This window comes from Kitasatospora sp. NPDC058492 (genome assembly GCF_042720685.1).
Lineage (GTDB): Bacteria > Actinomycetota > Actinomycetes > Streptomycetales > Streptomycetaceae > Kitasatospora.
The window spans coordinates 7478-24458 of the sequence record NZ_JBHXMU010000073.1; the positions used below are offsets into that span (position 1 = coordinate 7478).

A 16981-nucleotide genomic window follows, 5' to 3' on the forward strand; every position below is an offset into this window, starting at 1 on the left:
GCGTCCCCGTCGGCGCCCCCCCCCCCCCACCCCGGCGTCGCCCCGCCCGGCCCTCTCCGCCGGGGGGGCCCGACTGCTGTGCGGGAGCCGGGTTCAGGACGGCAGGCGCAGCACCGTGCCCGGCTGGATGAGGTCCGGGTCGTCGCCGATGGCGGCGCGGTTGAGCGCGTAGAGGGCGGGCCAGCCGCCGGGCACGCGCAGGCTTTCGGCGAGGTCGCCCAGGGTGTCGCCCTCGCGGACCGTCCACCCGCCGTCGCCGGCCTCGGCTCCGGCACTGTCGCTGTCAGCCGCGGGCGCGGGCGCGGGCGCGGGTACGGGTGCGGGCGGCGGGGGCAGGGCGGCGCCCCGCTCGCGCTCGTGGTCGCGGGTGGCGCGGGCGCCGCAGGCGGGCCAGGGGGCGAGGCCGCGCCGCCCGGCGAGGTGCTGGGCCACCGCGATCTGTTCCTCGCGGCTGGCGAGGTCGGCGCGCGGGGCGTAGGCGAGGCCCCCGTTGTCGCGCCAGGTGGGGGTGTCGAACTGGAGGCCGCCGAAGTAGCCGTTGCCGGTGTTGACGTGCCAGTCGCCGCTGCTCTCGCAGGCCGCCACGCTCTCCCAGTCGTACCTCCCTCCGTCGTACCCCCGGCCGGGGTCGGTGCCCGGGCCGCGGCCCGGGGGAGCGGCCTGGGCCGCGGGAGCGGTGAGGGCCACGGCGAGCGCGCACAGGGCGGCGGGGACGAGGCGGCGAAGACGAACGGTGGGAGGCATCGGCGGCTCTCAACTTCGGGAACAGGGCGCGCACCGCCCGGAGGCGGCGCACACCCACCGACGCACGCCGGGTGGGGCGCGCCACCGCCGACACGTCCGGCAAGTCACCCGCTCGGCCGCCCCGGACCACCCCGACGGCCCGCGGCCATCCGGCCCCGCCCGCCGTCCCGGAACCGTAAGGACCGGCGGCGCCGCGCGGACCCTAGAGTGGCCGGGACGCCTCCCCGAGGAAGGGTACGAACGATGACGATCGATCAGGGAACCGGTGCTCCGCGCGCCGAACTGGGCGTGATCGGCGGCTCAGGGCTCTACGCGCTGCTCGACGACGTGACCGAACTGCGCGTCGACACGCCGTACGGGCCGCCCAGCGACGCGCTGTTCCTGGGCGAGGTGGCCGGCCGCCGGGTCGCCTTCCTCCCCCGGCACGGGCGCGGCCACGGCCTGCCGCCGCACCGGATCAACTACCGGGCCAACCTGTGGGCGCTGCACTCCCTGGGCGTGCGCCAGGTGCTCGGACCGTGCGCCGTCGGCGGGCTGCGCCCGGAGTACGGGCCCGGCACGCTGCTGGTGCCCGACCAGTTCGTCGACCGCACCTCCGGCCGGGTGCAGACCTACTACGACGGTCTGCCGCTGCCCGGCGGGGCGGTGCCCGAGGTGGTGCACGTCTCGATGGCCGACCCGTACTGCCCGGACGGGCGGCGCGCCGCCCTGGACGCCGCCCGGGGCGCGGCCTGGGAGCCGGTGGACGGCGGCACCCTGGTGGTGATCGAGGGCCCGCGCTTCTCCACCCGCGCCGAGTCCCGCTGGTTCACCGCGAACGGCTGGTCCGTGGTCGGCATGACCGGCCACCCGGAGGCCGTCCTCGCCCGCGAACTCGGCCTCTGCTACACCTCGTTGGCGCTGGTCACCGACCTCGACGCGGGCGTGGAGAGCGGCGAGGGCGTCACCCACGCCGAGGTGCTGGAGGTCTTCGCCGGAAACGTCGACCGGCTGCGCACGGTGCTGTTCAAGGCGCTGGAGAGCCTGCCCGCCGCCCGGGACTGCGTCTGCTCGCACGCCCTGGACGGGCTCACGACGGGTCTGCCGGGCGTCTGACCCGCGGGCGCCGCCGCCACCACCGGACGAGTGCGAACAGCAGCACCGGCCCGGCGGTGGCGGCCAGCACCAGCAGCCAGTTGCGCAGGTACGGCAGCGGCAGCAGGGAGGAGTTGCCGTGGTTCTCGCCGTCCCGCAGCACCGCCGGCAGCCCGATCGCACTCACCGCCGCCGCGACGACCAGCCAGCCGCGCAACGCCCAGTCGCGCGCCAGCCGCGCGCCGACCAGGCAGACCAGCGGCACCCACAGCCCGTCGTGCAGCAGCACCCCGCCCACCGCCCAGACCGCTACGTCGAGCGGGGCGGTGATGTAGAAGTCGGTGAGCAGGCCCGACAGGCCGAAGCCGATCAGGGCGAGCCCGCCGAGCAGCAGTACCGCGCGCAGCCACCGGGGCATCAGATCACCTCCAGGCGCGCGACCCACTTGGTCTGCAGGACCCCTGGCCGGTTGGGCGCGATGATCCGCGCCGGGAAGCCGTGGTCCGCCGTCAGCACCTCGCCGTTGATCCGCAGGGCGAGCAGGGTGAGCGGGTCGACGGCGTACTCGGCGGGCATCCGCATCTCCCGGTACGGGCCGTCCGCCTCCAGCGAGGTGATCAGCAGGCCCGAGCCGGCCGGGGCGCCCGCCCGGACCAGCAGATCGGCCACCCGCACCCCGGTCCAGCGCGCCGAGAAGCTCCACCCCTCCACACAGGAGATCGGCAAGTGCACCTCGTACTGCGGAAGTTGGTTCAGCTCGGCGAGGGAGAGCCGGTACGGCTGCGGGCCGTCCACCCGGAGCCGCCAGTCGGCCGGCACGGTGACCGTCCCGGCCTGCGCGGCGGTCCGGTTGACCGGCAGCCCCTGCGGGCCCAGGTCGGGGCGGCGCGGGGCCAGCAGGACCAGCCGGCGCAGGAAGGGGACGGTCTGCCCGGCCGTGGTGAGCGTGACCACACCCACCGCGGCCGTCACGGCGGCGAGGAACGCCCGCCGCTGCGGCAGCCCGGCCGCCGAGCGGCGCCAGTGCAGCGCGATCAGCGGGCCCTTGGCCGCGAGGTGGACGAACAGGCCGCCGGCGGCCAGCCAGGCCAGCCAGAAGTGCGTCTGGCGGAACGGGAACGGCCACGGATACCACTGCAGGGTGTCGAACAGCCCGGTGAACAGCTCCAGCAGCATCGCCGCGACCAGCACGAAGATCCCCAGCCGTTCCAGCGCGTGTGCCACGCCGCGCACCGGCGGCCACGCGAACAACTGCGGGTAGACCGTCCACAGCTTCGCCCCCAGCAACGGGACGGCCGCCAGGCCGGTGATCACGTGCAGCCCCTGGGTCACCCGGTAGCCGTTCACCGGGCGGCTCGACAGATACGGCGTCAGCCAGCCGGGCGGGTCCTGGAGGGCGTGGCTGACCAGCCCGGTCAGAAAGCACACCAGCAGCGCGGCGCCCAGCCAGCGGCCGAGCACCACGGCGGTGCGCGGCTCGTGCAGCGCCGAGCGGAATCGCGGAAGGAGGTTCGGAGTCACCCGTCCATGGAACAGCCGGGCCCCGGTTTCGCGGCGGCACGACGTGCTTACGGAATCCGAACGGCGCCACGCCGCTGCCGTCGCGCGCCGCCGCCCGGTGGCAGGGTGGGCGCGTGCCCACCCGCCTCCCGCGAACCCGCCTCCGGCCCGCCCGCGTGCTGCCCTGTCTGCTCGCGCCGGCCGCCCTGACCGCCCTGACCGCCGCGCTCGCCCTCACCGTCACCGGCGGCGGCACGCTCGGCCACCGCGCACCGCTGTACGCCTGGTACACCGTCGACGCCGCCCTGTACGCCCTCGCCCTGCTGGCGCTGCGCCGGGTGGGCGGCCGTCAGGTCGTGCCGCTGGTCCTGGCCGGGAGCGTCGCCGTCGCCGCCGTCGGCCTGCTCGCCCCGCCGCGCACCAGCGACGACGCCTACCGCTACGTCTGGGACGGCCGCGTCCAGGCCGCCGGCACCTCCCCGTACGCGCACACCCCGGACGACCCGGCGCTCGCCCGACTGCGCACCCCCGACCTGTGGCCGACCGGCGGCGCCTGCGACGGCTGGGACGAGCGGCGCACCGCCGCCGGCGACTGCACCCGCATCAACCGGCCCGCCGTGCACACCATCTACCCGCCGGTCGCGGAGGCCTGGTTCCTCGCCCTGCACCCCTTCGGGGGAGGGGTGCGCGGGATGCAGGCCGCCGGCGCCCTGCTCGCGGTGGCGACCACGGGGGCGCTGCTCGTGATCGGGCGGGGCAGCCGGCGGGCCGCGCTGTGGGGGTGGTGCCCCGGCGTGACGGTGTGGTCGGTCAACGACGCGCACGTGGACACCCTCGGGGCGCTGCTGCTGGTCGTGGGCCTCGGGTACGCGGCCCGGCGGAAGGCGACGCGGGCCGGCGCGCTGCTCGGCGCGGCCGTGGCGGTCAAGCTGATCCCCGCCCTGGCCCTGCCGGGCGCGCTGGCCCGCCGGCGCCCGCGCGAGAACGCCCTGCTGCTGGGCGCCTCGCTCGGTGCGTTCGCCCTGGCCTACCTGCCCTACCTCGCCGCCTCCGGCACCGGCGTGCTCGGCTACCTGCCCGGCTACCTGAAGGAAGAGGGGTACGAGCAGGGGCACCTCGACCGCTTCGGCCTGCTCGCCCTCCTCCTGCCGGACGCCCTGCTGCCGTGGGCCGCCGGGGCGGTCCTGGCCACCGTCGCCCTGTGGGTGCTCCGGCGCGGCGACCCCGCCCGCCCCTGGGACGGCGCCCTGTTCGTCACCGGCACCGCCCTGCTCCTCGCCGCGCCCGCCTACCCCTGGTACGGCCTGCTGGTGGTGGCCCTGGTCGGCCTCAGCGGCCGCTGGGAGTGGCTCGCCGTCCCCGCCGCCGGGCAGTACCTCTATCTGACGGGCGGGGTCGAGGCCCAACAGGCCGCCTACGGCGTCGCGTTGGCGTGTGTCGTGGTCGGCGCCCTGGTGCGCGGGAGAACGGCCGCCGTCCTCAGCGGGGCTCCAGGCCCTGCAGCATCTCCGGCAGGTCCCGGCTGTGCAGCACCCCGAGGGACTTCGTCGCGCGGGTGAGGGCGACGTAGAGGTCGTTCACGCCGTGGGCGTGCGCCGCGAGGATCTCGGCGGGCTCCACGACCAGGACGGCGTCGAACTCAAGTCCCTTGGACTGGGCGGCCGTCAGCAGGACGGCCGGCGAATCCAGCGACGCCGGACCGTCGTTGACGGATACGCCTGCCAACTCGGCGATCCCGTCGAGCAGTTCGGCCGGGGCGTCAGGCGCGTGGATGACCGCCAGTCGGCCGCCGTCCAGCGCCGCGAGCTCCCGCTCGACGGCGCCGCGCAGCGCCGCCGCCCGGCCGTCCGCGGGGATCCGCAGGCTCCACGGGCGGGTTCCGCCGCTGCGCACCGCGGTGGGGGCGGCGAGCGAGGGGTCGAGCGCTCGCAGGACGCCTTCGGTGACCTGCATGATCTCGGCCGGGGTGCGGTAGTTGATGGTGAGTTCCACCGTGCGCCAGCGCCCCGCCGTGTACGTGTCGAGGGCCTGGCCCCAGGAGCTCAGCCCGGCCGGCGCGCCGGTCTGTGCCAGGTCGCCGACGATCGTCATGGAACGGCCGGGGCAGCGGCGGGCCAGCATCCGCCAGGCCATCGGGGACAGCTCCTGGGCCTCGTCCACGATCACGTGCCCGTAGCCCCAGGTCCGGTCCTCGGCCGCGCGCTCGGCCAGCGGCCGGAGCGACTCCTCGCCGCGGTACTGGCGGGCCAGCATCTTCGCGTCCATCTCGACCAGGCCCACGCCGAAGTCGTCGAGGACGATCTTCGCGAACTCCAGCTCCGCCGCCTCGGCGGCGGCCTCGGCCCGGCGGGCGACGGCGGCGCCCGGAAGCGGGCCGAGCAGTTCGGCGGCCTCGTCGAGCAGCGGCACGTCGTCGGTGGTCCAGGCGGTCCAGGTGCTCCGGGTGGTCGCGGCGGTCACGGGCTCCTCGGCGGCCTCCTCGGCCTCCTCGGCGGCGGGCTCCCGGTCCGGGCCCGGCAGTTCGCGCAGCAGTGCGGCGCGTTCGGCCTCGGTGAAGTCCGGCATCGCGCTCGCCAGCAGCTCCGGGGAGCCGAACAGGCTCGTGAGCACCTGCTCCGGGTTCAGCAGCGGCCACAGCTTCTGGGCCACGGCCTGGAACTCGGGCTCGTCGACGAGCGCGTCGGCGAGGTCCGCCACGGCGTCCAGGTCCATCTTCCCGCCCTGGTCCCGGGCGATCCGCAGGGCCAGCTCCGAGGAGAGCCGCTCCACCAGGTCGGCCCGGGCCGCGTTGTGCGGCCTGCCGCTCCGGTGCGCGGCGGCATGGGCCCGCTCGCAGAGCGCCCGGCCGATCCGGAGCTCCTGGTGGTAGGGCGAGGTCTTGCCCACGGTGATGGTCCACGACTCCTCCGGCAGCTGCCGCAGGCCCTCCAGCGCGGCGGCGAGGACCTGGGCCATCCGGGCGTCGCCCTTGACGGCGGCCGCCTCGGGCGTCTCGGCGCCGGTCCCCGTCACCCCCGGGTAGAGCGTGCCGATGCTGCTCAGCACGACCTCGCTCTCGCCGAGCGCGGGAAGCACCTGGTCGATGTAGCGCAGGAACGTCGTGTTCGGCCCGATGACCAGCACACCGTGCTTGGCCAGCCGGTCGCGGTGGGTGTAGAGCAGGTACGCGGCGCGGTGCAGGGCGACGACGGTCTTGCCGGTGCCCGGGCCGCCCTGCACGACCAGGACGCCGCCGAGCGCGTCGCGGATGACGCGGTCCTGCTCGGCCTGGATGGTGGAGACGATGTCGCCCATCCGCCCCGTCCGGGCCGCCGTCAGCGAGGCGAGCAGGGCGCCCTCCCCGCTGAGCTCGGCGTCGCTGCGGCCCGCGTGGGCGCCCACGCCGAAGGCGTCGTCGTCGAAGTCGACGACGGTCCGGCCCTTGGTCCGCAGGTGCCGTCGCGCCACCACGCCGCCCGGTGCGGCGGGCGTCGCCCGGTAGAACGGCTCCGCGGCCGCCGCCCGCCAGTCGGTGAGCAGCGGCTCGTGGTCGTCGTCCGACAGGGCGATCCGGCCGATGTACTGCCGCTCGCCGTCGGCGTCGTCGATCCGGCCGAAGCACAGCCCGTACTCGGCGGCGTGCAGCGCCGCCAGCCGGCGGGTGTGGTGGATCTCCATGGTGTCGCGCTCCAGGAGGGCCTGGATCGTCCCGCCCTTCTCCTGGAGGTGGACCTGGCGCAGCCGGGCGGCCGCGAGTGCGCGCTGCGCTTCGAGGCGCTCGTACAGCCTGCCGACGTACGCGTTCTCCGCCCGCAGTTCGCCGGACCGCCAGTCGTCGGCGGGCGAATTCGGTTCGGACGAGGAGGACGAAGAGGACTCGGATGAGGAGGACGAGGAGGATGGGGAGGACGAGATGGGGGACAAACCTGGCTCCAGGTGCTTTGAGCTTTTCGATTCCTCGGGCGGTCGGCCGGGAAATCGGGGGTGGCGGCGGGTGGAATTATCCGGCACGCCTCAGCGGCCGGCCGCGTCGAGCAGCAGTTGTGCGGCCAGCGCCGCGCCGTCGGTGCGGATCATGGTGGCCACGGCGGTCGCCCACACCCGGGTCTCGGGGGCGAGGGCCGTCCTGAGCGCGGCGGACAGGGACTCGGTGGTCGGGGTCGGCCCGTCGAGTGCCACGCCGATGCCCAGCTCGGCCACCCGGCTGGCCCAGTACGGCTGGTCCGCGGTCTGCGGGACGACGACCTGGGGCGCGCCGGCCCGGGTGGCCGTCGTCGTGGTGCCCGCCCCGCCGTGGTGCACGACGGCGGCCACCCGGCCGAACAGCGCCTGCTGGTTGACCTCGCCGACGACGAAGCAGTCGCCCCGGTCGTCGATCGGGGCCCGGACACGCCCCGGGCCGGCCCAGCCGTGGGCCACGACCACGCGACGGCCCTGCGCGCGGACCGCCTCGACGGCCACCTGGGCGGCGTCCTGGGAGGCGAGCATCGGCATGCTGCCGAAGCCCACGTACACCGGCGGTGCGCCGGCGGCCAGGAAGGCCTCCAACCCGGCCGGCAGCGGGCGTCGGTCCGGCAGGATCCACGCGCCGGTCTGCACGACGTCCAGGTCCGCCGGTTCCTGCCACGGGTCCAGGACCGGGTCGGTCGCCAGCCACGGCCGGTCGCCGATGACGTAGCCGCGGACGTCGTCCACCGGCGGCAGGCCGATCGACGCCCGGTTGGTGTTGAGCGCCGCGCCGAACAGCGCGTTGATGCTCTCGGCGTCCAGGCCCCACAGCACCCGGTTGTCGGTCACCTCCGGCGGGAACGGCCGGCCCGGGTACGCCAGCGGCGGGCGGCCCGGCGAGGGCAGGGTCAGCTGCTGGAAGGTCACCGACACGGAGCGGATGCCCAGCTTCTCGGCCACCGACAGCGCGCCCGCCGCAGCCGGCAGCATGCCGGTGGCCACCAGCACGTCGCAGCCCTCGGCCGCCGCCGTGACCGCCTCCAACTGCCCGGCGATCACCGCGGCCGCACACTCCGGCAGGGACGACGGCGACGCCGGCGCCGCCGTCAGCGCCCGCGCCGACGGGCCGACCGGCACCAGCGGCACGTCGATGTGGGCCAACCGCTGCGCGAAGTCCTCGTCCGGCGGCGCACACACCCGCACCTGCGAGCCGGACTCCCGCAGCCGCGCCGCGAGCCCCACCAGCGGTTCGACATCCCCGCGGGACCCGTACGTCGACAACAGCACACGCATTTTCGCGACCCCAAATTTCCGCGGATTCCGGTTCAGGTCGACGATTGTGCGGCACGACCGGGGCCTTGCCGCAAGGCCCCCCGTACGCTATAAGTTAGAAGTGGCCGGGAGTGGTTTTTCCTCCTGTGCCTTTTTTCTCGTCCGCTGCGGGCGGACTTCTTTTCTGCTGGTGAAACGGTGTGTGCGGCGCGCGTTGCCTGTGCTGCGTGTGCGGAGTGTTCGGCCCGGAATGGCGACGTGACGACCTGACGACGCGGTGACCTGACGACGCGGACGGGGCCCGACCGGAGTTCCGGTCGGGCCCCGCCGGGTGTGGGTCAGGCCTTGATGGTGAGCCAGGCGCCGAGGCCGTTGCAGCCGCGGGCGTCGTAGCTGGTGCTGCGGTAGCCGGCCGGGATCGGCGAGTAGGGGCAGGTCCAGATGCCGTTGCGGACCAGTTCGTGGAACCAGGCGCCGACGCCGCTGCACCCCTGGGGGTTGTAGTTGGTCAGGACGTAGCCGGAGACGATCGGCGAGCCGGAGCAGGTCCACAGGCGGTTCTGGGCGGGCGCCTGGAACCAGGCGCCGTGGTTGTTGCAGCCGCTGGAGTTGAACATGGTGATGACGTAGCCGTCCGGGACGGGCGTTCCGGGGCAGGTCCAGCCGCCCACCGAGGCGGTTGCCGCGGGGGCGGCCGGGGTGGCGGCGGTGGCGGTTCCGGCCGCCGTGCCGGTGAGGGCGGCGGCGAGGAGCGCGACGACGGCCGCCGCTCTTCCCGCGTGGGTCCACAGCTGACGGAGGATTCTGGTCACGGCGCACCGGTCCGATCGGTAGCCCCGGCGGTTGCGGCCGGCCGGGGAGAGGGGAACAACGGGGATGCGTGGCACCGTAGTGGCGCGGTCGGACCTGGGGGAATACGGGATTCGAAAGATCGTCGAACTTGACTGGAAAACGATCTCCCGCCGCTCGGCTGCCCCGCCGCTGGGCCGTGGGGCCCTGCTGGCGGAGATGACGAAAGGCTGACGGACCGGTGCCGGGCCTCGCGCCGGCCGGGCTCGGGCTGGTGCAATCGGGGCGTGGACAGAACAGGCGAAGAAGGCAGGGGCACCCCGGTGGGGCGGCGGGTGGTGCTCGGGCTGCTCGGGCTCGGGGCCGTCGGGGTGGCGGCGGGGCCGTACCTGCAACGGGCCGAGTCGGGGTTGGCCGAACGGGACCCGAGCGGACTGAGCGGGCTGCTGCCGGGCAACAACGGATTCCGGTACTACTCGGTGGTGTCGTCCGTCCCGGAGCGGAGCGTGGCGGACTACACGCTCAGCGTCGACGGGATGGTGGAGCGGCCCGCGACGTTCCGCCTGCCGGACCTGCGGGCGATGCCGCAGCGGCGGCTCGTGCGGGACGTGCAGTGCGTGACCGGGTGGCGGGTGCCGGACACCCCGTTCGAGGGGGTGCCGCTCGCGCACCTGCTGGACGCCGCGGGCGTGCGGCCGGGGGCCGGGGCCGTCCGGTTCAGCTGCTTCGACGGCGCGTACACCGAGAGCCTGACGCTGGCGCAGGCCCGACGGGACGACGTGCTGGTCGCGCTGCGGATGCAGGACAACCCCATCTCCCACACCCACGGCGGCCCGGTGCGGCTGTACGTCGCGCCGATGTACTTCTACAAGTCCGCCAAGTGGCTCTCCGGGATCACCGTGACCGGCTCGGTGGAGCCGGGCTACTGGGAGCGCAACGGGTACGACGTCGACGCCTGGGTCGGCCGGTCGAACGGACGTGACGATGCGCCCACCGGCTGAACTCCTGCTGCGCTTCACCCGGGCCGAGCGCTGGGTGCACCGGACGACCGCCGCGCTGACCGGCGTCTGCCTGGCCACGGCGGCCTGCCTCTACCTCGCCCCGCTCGCCGAACTGGTCGGCAACCGGCGGCTGGTGGTGACGGTGCACGTGTGGTGCGGCCTCGCGCTGCCCGTGCCGCTGCTGCTCGGGCTCGCCTCGCGGGCGCTGCGCGCGGACGCCGCCCGGCTGAGCCGCTTCACCCCGGCGGACTGGGACTGGCTGCGCGCCGTCCGGCGCCGCACCCCGCACCGGCCGGCGGGCAAGTTCAACGCCGGGCAGAAGCTCTACGCGCAGTGGACGCTCGGCTCGATGCTGGTGATCGTCGGCACCGGGCTGCTGATGTGGCTGCCCCGTCTCGCCCCGCCCTCCTGGCGGACCGGGGCGACCTTCGTCCACGACTGGCTGGCCGCGGCCATCGCCGTCGTGGTGGTCGGGCACGTCCGGATGGCCTGGCGGGATCCGCAGGCGCGGCTCGGGATGCGGACCGGGCTGGTGGAGCGCCGGTGGGCCGAGCGCGAGCACCCGCAGTGGCGGCCGGTGGGCCGGGAGTAGGCGGCCGGTCGGACGTCTTGTCGCGGCCCGGGGCATGTGGCAGGCTCGGCCGGGACGCCTCGAAGGGTGCCGCCGGGGCACCCCTGACCGTGGGGCCAAGAGGCGGTTGGGCGACAGCCGCACGCGTGGTGCACGACCGGCATCCTGCAAGGCTCCTTGGACCCCGGCGCCAATCTTCCTCCTCGCCGCCCTGTCGATCTCGATCGCGGGCGGCCTTCCGGCCTCCCTGCCGTCCGAGCGGTGCTACGGCCGCACCGCCGTCCCGGGGGCGGTGCGGCCGTGGCCGTCCGGAGCAGCGGTCGTGTGCGCCTCACCGCTTGTGCAGGGCGAGGAAGCGGCGGCCGTGCGAGGTCCAGCGTTCCGCTTCGACCAGCCCGGCGGCGGCGTGGGCCCGCCTGAGGGCGGCGGCCGTGCCGAGCCGGGCCCAGGGGAAGGCCGGCCCGAGTCGGCCGTCCGGGCCCTCGACCTGGACGGTGACCTGCTCGTCCACCTCCACGGGCTCCACCTCGACCAGCAACAGCCCGTCCGGCGCGATGAGTTCGGCGCCCCGCTGGAGCAGGGCGTCCGGGTCGCCGCCGATGCCGAGGTTGCCGTCGGCGAGGAGCGCGGCGCCCCAGCGGCCCTCGGCGGGCAGCCGGTCGAAGACCGAGCGGCAGAGCGCCGGGCCGCCCAGTCCGACCGTGCGGGCGACGGCCGCCCTGGTCACATCGACGCCTAGGGCCGGGACGCCGAGGGCGAGCAGCGCGGCGACCAGCCGCCCGGGCCCGCAGCCGAGGTCGAGGACGGGCGCGGAACGGCGGGCGCAGCGCCGGAGCAGGCTGTGGTCGGCGCCGGCCGCCGGGGCGCACCAGCGTTCGATTTCCAGCCGGAGGCGGTGGCCGTCCTCGCGGCGCAGCCAGAGCGGGCCGCGCCCGGTGCGGACGGCGTCGGCGAACGGGTCGTCCACCCAGGCGGTGGTGGTCGTCAACTCGCCACCTCCGGCTTCAGGTCGACCGTCACCAGCTGGGCGGCGAAACGGCTGTCCGGGGCCTCGGCGGCGACGCGGCGGGCATCCTCGACGGTGTCCACATCGGTGAGTGATGGAAGCTGATGGATCGTCAAGTCGGCTGCGGCGAGGCGTTCCAGGAGTGTCGCGCCGGTCCTCGCGGTGGACATCGGCACGCCGTGCAGCAGGCGCGCGGCCAGTTCGGCGGTCGGCCGGGCCAGGCCCAGCGCCCAGAAGCCGCCGTCCGCCGCCGGGCCGTACCAGGCGTCCGTGCCCGCCCGCCGTGCGGCCGACAGCGGCTCGGCCAGCGCGGCGGCGCTCAGCTGCGGGGTGTCCATCCCGACCAGCAGCGCCGGGGCGTGCGGGGCCACCCGGGCCGCGTGCGCGAAGGCGGCGGCCAGCCGTTCGTCCAGCCCGCCGCCGGTCTGCGCGACGACCTCCCAGCCGGGGGGCAGCCAGCCGCCCGGTTCGCCGTCCAGGACGAGCACGCGCCGCCCGGCCGGCATCGTGCCCAGGGTGTGCAGGGTGTCGGCGAGGGCGGCCTCGGCCAGGGCGGCGGCCTGTTCGGGGGTGCACGGCGGGGTGAGCCGGGTCTTCACCCGGCCGGGGACGGGCGACTTGGCGATCACCAGCAGGGTCGGCGGGGGCGCGGCCAGCACGGCCCGCATGTCGCGGACGGCCTGGCGGGTGCCGCGCAGGGTGCCGGTGACCTTGGAGCGGCCCGCGCGCGGCAGGTAGTCGACGGGTGTCTCGGTGATCCGCAGCCCGGCGGCCGAGGCGGCGAGCACCATCTCCAGCGGGTAGCCGGACCGCCGGTCGCCGAGCCCCAGGGCCAGCAGCTGTTCCCGGCGGGCGGCCCGCATCGGGCCGAGGTCGTGCAGCGGCGCGCCGGTGCGGGCGCGCAGCCGTCGGGCCAGGACGGTGTTGGCCAGGCGGGCGTGCAGCGGCCACGCCCCGGCGGTGGCCGGGCGGCGGCGGCCCAGCACCAGGTCGGCGGAGCCGGCCAGCACCGGGCCGGTGACCAGCGGGAGCTGGGCGGGATCGAGGGAGCCGTCGCAGTCCAGGAAGCAGACCAGGTCGGCGGTGGCGGCGCGCAGCCCGGCGTGGCAGGCGGCGCCGAACCCGCGCCGGGGCTCCTCGACCACCGTCGCGCCGAGCGAGCGGGCGAGGTCGGCGGAGCCGTCCCGGGAGCCGTTGTCGACGACGACGGCCCGCCAGCCGTCCGGGATCCGCCCCAGCACCCAGGGCAGCGCGGCGGCCTCGTCGAGGCAGGGCAGCACGACGTCGACGGGGGAGACGGGGGAGGTGGGTGAAGTCACCCGGCCACGCTAAGTGCGGGACGGCGGGGTGCGGCGGCGGCGCAGCCTTACGGAAGTCGGACGCCTCGGCGGCTGACCCGTCCGGCGGATCGGGCCGGGCCGCATCGGGCTGGGCTGGGCTGGTCCGGGTCGGGCGAGGTGCGGGCGGCGGATCTTACGGAACGCGAACGCGGGCCCGCTTCCGTCCGCGTCCACCGCCGAGGCCTCCTATCCTCGGCGAGGTGAACGACACCTCGCACATCCTGGTGATCGACGACGACCCGACCGTGGCCGAGGTCGTCGCCGGCTACCTCACCCGCGCCGGGCACCACGTGGACCGGGCCGCCGACGGTGCGCTGGGCCTGGACCTCGCCGAGCGCACCCGCCCCGACCTGCTGGTGCTGGACCTCATGCTGCCCGGCCTCGACGGGCTGGAGGTGCTGCGCCGGCTGCGGGCCTCCGCCGGGGGCGCCGCGCTGCCGGTGGTGCTGCTCACCGCCAAGGGCGACGAGGCGGACCGCATCCTCGGCCTGGAGCTGGGCGCGGACGACTACGTCACCAAGCCGTTCAGCCCGCGCGAACTGGTGCTGCGGGTGCAGTCGGTGCTGCGCCGCGCCCGGGCGGGGAGCGGGACCGCCGACGGGGCGGGTGACGGGACGGCCGACGGGACGGTCGGCGGGGTGCTGCGCTCGGGGGACGTCACGCTCGACCCGAAGGCCCGCCGCGCCCACCGGGGCGCGCGCGAACTCGCCCTCACCCTACGGGAGTTCGACCTGCTGGCGTTCCTGCTCCGGCACCCCGGCACGGTGTTCTCCCGGCAGAGCCTGATGCGGCGGGTCTGGGGCTGGGACTTCGGCGACCTCTCCACCGTCACCGTCCACGTCCGGCGGCTGCGCGAGAAGATCGAGGACGACCCGGCCGCGCCCGCCCTGATCAGCACCGTCTGGGGCGTCGGCTACCGCTACGATCCGGCGCCCCACGATCCGGCTCCCCGCGACCGGGCCTGCCCGCAGGGCGGTGCGGAGTGAAGGACCTGCTGCTGATCGCCCTGTTCGCCGCCCTCGGCGCGGGCGGAGCCGGCCTGCTCGGCTGGGCGGCGATCCGGCTGCTGCGCCGCCGCTCCGTCGCCCTGTCCCTGTTCTGCGTGGCGGTCGTGACCGTCCTCGCGGTGACCTCCGGGACGTTCGCCGTGGCGCAGGCGATGTTCCTGTCCACCCACGACCTCGGCGTGGTCATCACGGTGCTCGGTATGGCCGCCGTCGTCTCGCTGCTCACCGCCGCGCTGCTCGGCCGCCAGGTGGTGGCCGGCAGCCGGGCGTTGACCGAGGCCGTCCGAACGGTCGGCAGCGACGCCGGGTTCACCGCGCCCGACCATCCGCTCGGCGCGGAACTCGCCGCGCTGAGCGAGGAGTTGGCCGCCACCAGTGCCCGGCTGGCGGAGTCCCGGGCGCGCGAGCAGGCCCTGGAGCACTCCCGCCGGGAGCTGGTCGCGTGGATCTCGCACGACCTGCGCACCCCGCTGGCCGGCCTGCGGGCGATGGCCGAGGCGCTGGAGGACGGCGTCGCCGAGGACCCCGACCGCTACCTGGTGCGGATCGGCACCGAGGTCGAACGGCTCACCGGCATGGTGGACGACCTGTTCGAGCTCTCCCGGATCCAGGCGGGCGCGCTCGCCCTCTCGCTCACCCGGGTCTCGGTGTACGACCTGGTGGACGACGCGCTCGCCGGGGCGTACCCGCTGGCCCGGCGGCGCGGCGTCCGGCTGGAGGGGCGGCAGGTGGCCGACGAGCCGGCGGCTGCCGAGCCGGTCGAGGTGGACAGCGGGGAGATCACCCGGGTGCTCGGCAACCTGCTGGTCAACGCGATCCGCTCGACCCCGGCGGACGGCGTGGTGGCCGTCGCTGCCCGGCGGGAGGCCGACGAGGTGGTGCTGTCGGTGACCGACGGCTGCGGCGGCATCCCGGAACAGGACCTGCCCCGGGTGTTCGAGACGGGCTGGCGCGGCGGCTCCGCCCGCACGCCGCGCCGCGACGACGGCCGGGCCGCCGGCGAGCCCGGCGAGAGCGGTGCCGGGCTCGGGCTCGCCATCGTGCGCGGCATCGTCGAGGCGCACGCCGGGCGGGCGGAGGTGCGCAACGTCGCCGGGGGCTGCTGCTTCGAGATCGCCCTGCCCGCGCCGCGCGCCCGGAGGGAATGACGAGGCAGGTCCCGGGGTCCGCCTTTCGAGCGCGCGGCCTACTCGGCCTACTCGGCCACGGCCTGGCGCAGCCGCTTCTTGTCCGGCTTGCCGACCGACGTCAGCGGGATCTCGTCCACGAGGTGCAGGGCCTCCGGCGCGTAGATCCGCCCCTTGCGGGCCGTGACGAACGCCTGGACGTCCGCCAACTCGGGCTGCTGCCCCGGAGCGGGAACGACGGCGACGTGGACGTGCTCCGCCTCCTGCGCGTCGCGCACGCCGAAGACCGCGCAGCGGGCGATCGCCGGGTGGGTGAGGAGGAGGTCCTCCACCTCGGACGGGTAGACGTGCCCGCCGACCACGATGATCAGGTCCTTGACCCGGTCGGCCAGGTAGAGGTAGCCGTCCGCGTCGAAGTAGCCGACGTCGCCGGAGTTCAGCCAGCCGTTGCGCAGCACCTCGGCGGTCAGGTCGGGCCGCTTCCAGTACCCGGCCATGAGTCCGGCCGATCGGATGTGGACCTCGCCCTGCTCTCCGGTCGGCAGCCCGGTGCCGTCCTCGGCGCGGATCTCCACGTCGACGCCCGGGAGGGGCCGGCCGACCGAGACCTGGCCGCCCTGCGCGATCCGGTCGTGCCCCTCCGGGGTGAGGAAGGAGATCAGCTGCGCCTCGGACATCCCGTAGATGCCTACCAGGACCGGCCCGAACACCTTGAGCGCCTCGCGGATCCGGGTGGGCGAGGCGGCGCAGCCCCCGTACATGATCTGCCGGAGGCTGGACAGGTCGGTGCGGCCGATCGCCGGGTGGTCGAGCAGCTGGTAGAGCAGCGGCGGCAGCGCCCAGAGGCTGGTGATGCGCTCGCGCTCGACGGCGGCCAGGACCTCGCCGGGGTCGAAGGTGCGCTGGAGGACCACCGTGCCGCCGTGGTGGAGCGTCAGGTCGGAGAAGATCCCGGCGAGGTGGGCGAGCGAGGTGGCGGCGAGGAAGCGGGGCGCCTCGTCGGCCGTGCCGGCGGAGCCGAACGAGGTGTCGAAGACGCCGCGGTAGGGGCCGTGCAGGCTGACGATGCCCTTCGGGATTCCGGTGGTACCGCCGGTGTGGCGGATGCCGAGGTCGTCGTCCGGGCCGATCCGGACGGCGGGCGGCTCGGCGGGGCGGTTCGCGGCGGCGGCGATCACGTCCTCGCCGACGGTCGCCGGTCCGGGGCCGAGGCGCAGGACGGTCGGCACGTCGATCAGGGGCAGCAACTGGGCGGCCTCCGCGTACCGTTCGGCGTCCACGAGGAGGACGGCGGCGTCGACGCTTGCCGCGACCTCGGCCAGGACGGGGGTGCTCATGCCGTCGTACAGGGTGACCACCCGCGCACCTGCGAGGCCCGCGGCGTAGCGGGCGCCGAGTGCCTCGGCGGTGTTGCCGGTGAGGAGGGTGACGGTGTCCCCGCGGGTGACGCCCCGGGCGATGAGCTCGTGGGCGAGGCGGTAGGTGGCGGCGGCGAAGTCGCCGGCGGTGATCTCGACGCCGTCGGCGGTGACGATGGCCCGCCGGCCGGGGTCGGCGGAGAGGGACCGGAGGATCAGGGCGGGTGCGCTGACGAATTCCTGGTCGTTCACGGCCACATCTCCC

The 16981-nt window shown here is 75.6% G+C and carries 15 protein-coding genes and 1 pseudogene; 6 read left to right on the forward strand and 10 right to left on the reverse strand.

The genetic code is table 11. The annotated features are described in order from the left end of the window. Positions 1-93: 93 nt before the first annotated feature. Positions 94-744 carry a transglycosylase family protein gene (locus tag ACFWPI_RS33700; protein ID WP_380377988.1) on the reverse strand — a complete coding sequence of 217 codons (651 nt, stop codon included), beginning with the start codon at positions 742-744 and terminating at the stop codon, positions 94-96. Between the two features lie 243 nt (positions 745-987). Here ACFWPI_RS33700 and ACFWPI_RS33705 point away from each other — a divergent pair, with 243 nt between their 5' ends. Then, on the forward strand, positions 988-1839 hold the full coding sequence (locus ACFWPI_RS33705; protein ID WP_380377990.1) for an S-methyl-5'-thioadenosine phosphorylase: 852 nt from the start codon (positions 988-990) through the stop codon (positions 1837-1839). Here the strand turns inward: ACFWPI_RS33705 and ACFWPI_RS33710 are convergent. Both ACFWPI_RS33710 and ACFWPI_RS33715 read right to left on the reverse strand, forming a co-directional pair. Further along, positions 1814-2236, reverse strand: coding sequence for a hypothetical protein (locus ACFWPI_RS33710; RefSeq protein WP_380377992.1), 423 nt, complete (start codon positions 2234-2236; stop codon positions 1814-1816). The genes ACFWPI_RS33705 and ACFWPI_RS33710 overlap by 26 nt on opposite strands. Beyond that, positions 2236-3339, reverse strand: coding sequence for a molybdopterin-dependent oxidoreductase (locus ACFWPI_RS33715; protein ID WP_380377994.1), 1104 nt, complete (start codon positions 3337-3339; stop codon positions 2236-2238). The genes ACFWPI_RS33710 and ACFWPI_RS33715 overlap by 1 nt, the downstream gene beginning before the upstream one ends. Positions 3340-3452: 113 nt before the next feature. Between ACFWPI_RS33715 and ACFWPI_RS33720 the strand changes: the two genes are divergently transcribed. Further along, positions 3453-4877, forward strand: a complete 1425-nt coding sequence (locus tag ACFWPI_RS33720; protein WP_380377996.1) for a glycosyltransferase 87 family protein — start codon at positions 3453-3455, stop codon at positions 4875-4877. Here the strand turns inward: ACFWPI_RS33720 and ACFWPI_RS33725 are convergent. From ACFWPI_RS33725 to ACFWPI_RS33735, 3 genes are all read right to left on the reverse strand, one after another. Further along, on the reverse strand, positions 4798-7221 hold the full coding sequence (locus ACFWPI_RS33725) for a HelD family protein (RefSeq protein ID WP_380377997.1): 2424 nt from the start codon (positions 7219-7221) through the stop codon (positions 4798-4800). The two genes, ACFWPI_RS33720 and ACFWPI_RS33725, sit on opposite strands and share 80 nt — an antisense overlap. Positions 7222-7311: 90 nt before the next feature. Then, on the reverse strand, positions 7312-8538 hold the full coding sequence (locus ACFWPI_RS33730) for a glycosyltransferase (RefSeq protein WP_380377999.1): 1227 nt from the start codon (positions 8536-8538) through the stop codon (positions 7312-7314). A gap of 317 nt (positions 8539-8855) precedes the next feature. Then, entirely contained in the window at positions 8856-9329 is a 474-nt protein-coding gene (locus ACFWPI_RS33735) for a hypothetical protein (protein ID WP_244293291.1), read from the reverse strand. A gap of 264 nt (positions 9330-9593) precedes the next feature. Here ACFWPI_RS33735 and ACFWPI_RS33740 point away from each other — a divergent pair, with 264 nt between their 5' ends. Together ACFWPI_RS33740 and ACFWPI_RS33745 are read left to right on the forward strand one after the other, a co-directional pair. Continuing rightward, complete coding sequence (locus ACFWPI_RS33740) at positions 9594-10307, forward strand: molybdopterin-dependent oxidoreductase (protein ID WP_063346573.1); 714 nt, start codon at positions 9594-9596, stop codon at positions 10305-10307. Beyond that, positions 10291-10899, forward strand: a complete 609-nt coding sequence (locus ACFWPI_RS33745; protein WP_063346572.1) for a cytochrome b/b6 domain-containing protein — start codon at positions 10291-10293, stop codon at positions 10897-10899. The genes ACFWPI_RS33740 and ACFWPI_RS33745 overlap by 17 nt, the downstream gene beginning before the upstream one ends. 310 nt (positions 10900-11209) lie before the next feature. Here ACFWPI_RS33745 and ACFWPI_RS33750 read toward each other — a convergent pair whose 3' ends face one another. The 3 genes and pseudogenes from ACFWPI_RS33750 to ACFWPI_RS33760 all read right to left on the reverse strand — a co-directional run. Continuing rightward, positions 11210-11866, reverse strand: a complete 657-nt coding sequence (locus tag ACFWPI_RS33750; protein WP_063346571.1) for a class I SAM-dependent methyltransferase — start codon at positions 11864-11866, stop codon at positions 11210-11212. Next, complete coding sequence (locus ACFWPI_RS33755) at positions 11863-12390, reverse strand: DUF2064 domain-containing protein (protein ID WP_380378028.1); 528 nt, start codon at positions 12388-12390, stop codon at positions 11863-11865. Before ACFWPI_RS33755 ends, ACFWPI_RS33750 begins: the two co-directional genes overlap by 4 nt. A gap of 132 nt (positions 12391-12522) precedes the next feature. Beyond that, positions 12523-13203 (reverse strand): annotated as a pseudogene (locus ACFWPI_RS33760) (glycosyltransferase family 2 protein); the annotation flags it as partial. 221 nt (positions 13204-13424) lie between these two features. Between ACFWPI_RS33760 and ACFWPI_RS33765 the strand changes: the two are divergent. Together ACFWPI_RS33765 and ACFWPI_RS33770 are read left to right on the forward strand one after the other, a co-directional pair. Next, complete coding sequence (locus tag ACFWPI_RS33765) at positions 13425-14210, forward strand: response regulator transcription factor (protein ID WP_380378002.1); 786 nt, start codon at positions 13425-13427, stop codon at positions 14208-14210. After that, complete coding sequence (locus tag ACFWPI_RS33770) at positions 14207-15379, forward strand: HAMP domain-containing sensor histidine kinase (RefSeq protein WP_363376610.1); 1173 nt, start codon at positions 14207-14209, stop codon at positions 15377-15379. The genes ACFWPI_RS33765 and ACFWPI_RS33770 overlap by 4 nt, the downstream gene beginning before the upstream one ends. A 47-nt stretch (positions 15380-15426) precedes the next feature. On the opposite strand, the gene ACFWPI_RS33775 is transcribed toward ACFWPI_RS33770, so the two are convergent. Further along, positions 15427-16968 carry an AMP-binding protein gene (locus ACFWPI_RS33775; RefSeq protein ID WP_380378004.1) on the reverse strand — a complete coding sequence of 514 codons (1542 nt, stop codon included), beginning with the start codon at positions 16966-16968 and terminating at the stop codon, positions 15427-15429. Positions 16969-16981 lie beyond the last annotated feature (13 nt).